This is a genomic window from Actinoplanes sp. NPDC051633, from assembly GCF_040681735.1.
Taxonomy (GTDB): Bacteria; Actinomycetota; Actinomycetes; order Mycobacteriales; family Micromonosporaceae; genus Actinoplanes.
This window is the reverse complement of record NZ_JBFAZH010001431.1, coordinates 1-1,759: the sequence shown is the minus strand read 5'-3', so window position 1 is coordinate 1,759 and position 1,759 is coordinate 1. Positions and strand designations below refer to the sequence as shown.

Annotated in this window: 2 protein-coding genes and 1 pseudogene; 1 reads left to right on the top strand and 2 read right to left on the bottom strand. The window is 69.5% G+C overall.

Annotation, left to right across the window (positions count from 1 at the left end; translation table 11 throughout):
- Window positions 1-896, top strand: a pseudogene (locus AB0M20_RS41765) (sialidase); the annotation flags it as partial.
- A 39-nt stretch (window positions 897-935) separates the two neighbouring features.
- Here AB0M20_RS41765 and AB0M20_RS41760 read toward each other — a convergent pair.
- Window positions 936-1,310: a VOC family protein gene (locus tag AB0M20_RS41760; RefSeq protein WP_364306893.1), complete on the bottom strand. Its 375-nt coding sequence runs from the start codon at window positions 1,308-1,310 to the stop codon at window positions 936-938.
- Window positions 1,311-1,351: 41 nt separating this feature from the next.
- Window positions 1,352-1,759: BBE domain-containing protein (locus AB0M20_RS41755; RefSeq protein ID WP_364306891.1), on the bottom strand; the 408-nt coding region annotated here is incomplete at its 5' end.

The following is a 1,759-nucleotide window of genomic DNA, read 5'->3' as shown; positions in this document are numbered from 1 at the left end:
TCTTCATCGTGCGGCCGGGCACCAGCGCGGCGACGATCAACAACGCCCTGGCCGCCGGCAAGCACCTGCTCGTCACGCCGGGCACCCACCACGTGAACCAGACGATCAACGTGACCCGGCCCGACACGGTCGTGCTGGGCCTCGGTCTGGCCACGTTCTTCGCCGACAACGGCGTCACCCCGCTGAAGGTCGCGGACGTGGCCGGGGTGAAGGTGGCCGGCATCATGTTCGACGCCGGTCCGACCAACTCGGCCTCCCTCATGGAGGTCGGCGCGCCGGGCTCCACCGCGAACAACGCGGCCAACCCGATCTCGCTGCACGACGTGTTCTTCCGGATCGGCGGGCCGGGCGTCGGCAAGGCCACCAACACGCTGATCGTCAACAGCAACAACGTGATCGGCGACCACATGTGGCTGTGGCGGGCCGACCACGGCGCGGGCGTCGGCTGGAGCGTCAACACGGCCGACCAGGGCCTGGTGGTCAACGGCAACGACGTGACCATGTACGGCCTGTTCGTCGAGCACTTCCAGAAGTACCAGACGGTCTGGAACGGCGAACGCGGGCGGACGTACTTCTACCAGAACGAGATGCCGTACGAGATGCCCAACCAGGCCTCCTGGATGAACGGCTCGACCCGGGGCTACGCCGCCTACAAGGTGGCCGACTCGGTCAACAACCATCAGGCATGGGGGCTGGGCAGTTACTGCGTCTTCACGCTGGACGAGTCGGTGGTCGGGGAGCGGGCGATCGAGGCGCCGGTCAAGCCGGGCATCCGCTTCACCAACATGGTGACGGTGTCCCTGGGTGGCCAGGGCACGATCAACCGCATCATCAACAACTCGGGCGGCACGGCCCGGCGCGGGGCCGAGATCCAGTACCTCACCTCGGGTCCGTAACGACCGCGAGAGGGCCCCGCCACCCGGCGGGGCCCTCTCCTACGCGTTCTGCCAGAGGCCGATCAGATTGCCCTCGGTGTCGTGGAAGTATGCGCTGAATCCCATGTCGCCCACCGGCTGCCGGCCGATCGCCACCGTGCCGCCCAGCTTCTCCACCCGGGCCAGCGCGTCGTCCAAGTCCTCGACCCCGATGGTGATCACCGGCGCGGTGATCGGGCCCTGCCGCTTGAGCATCCCGCCGTTGATCGCGCCGGGCTCGGCCGGCCGGCCCTGCTCGTCGGTCGCGCTGGTTTTCGTCATCACGTACTGCAGCTGCGGCATGGGATTGAGATCCCATCCGAACGCCTCGCGGTAGAACGCGATGGCCCGCTCGCCGTCGTCGAACGGCACCTCGAAATGAATCACCTTGTCCATGGGAACCAGCCTTCTCGCCGAGCCAAGGGCGGGTCAAGGACTCAGATCGGGCGGTTGCTGCGGAACACCCCGCGCGGGTCACGCGCCGCCTTGACGGCACGCAGCCGGTCGACCGTCGCGGCGTCGAAGGCCAGCGCGGCGGGCTCGCCCGGGCTGAGGAAGTTGAACAGCTTCCGGGCGGACGCGTGCGGCGCCATCGCAGCGGTGAGCACCGCCCGGTGGGCGGCCAGGGCCTCGGCCATCGAGGGTACGGGGACACCGATCGCCATGAAGCTGAACTCCTCGTCGATCGCCCCGGTCGCCCCGGCTCCCCGGCCCGGCCGCCGCAGGGCGCCGCCCAGGTGCCGGATCTGCACCGACGACCACGGGCTCCCGCTGCCCGGCCCGGCGACCTCCAGCAGCGACTTGGCCGCCACGTCGCCGAGCTCGGGCAGCAGCAGGGACGTCTC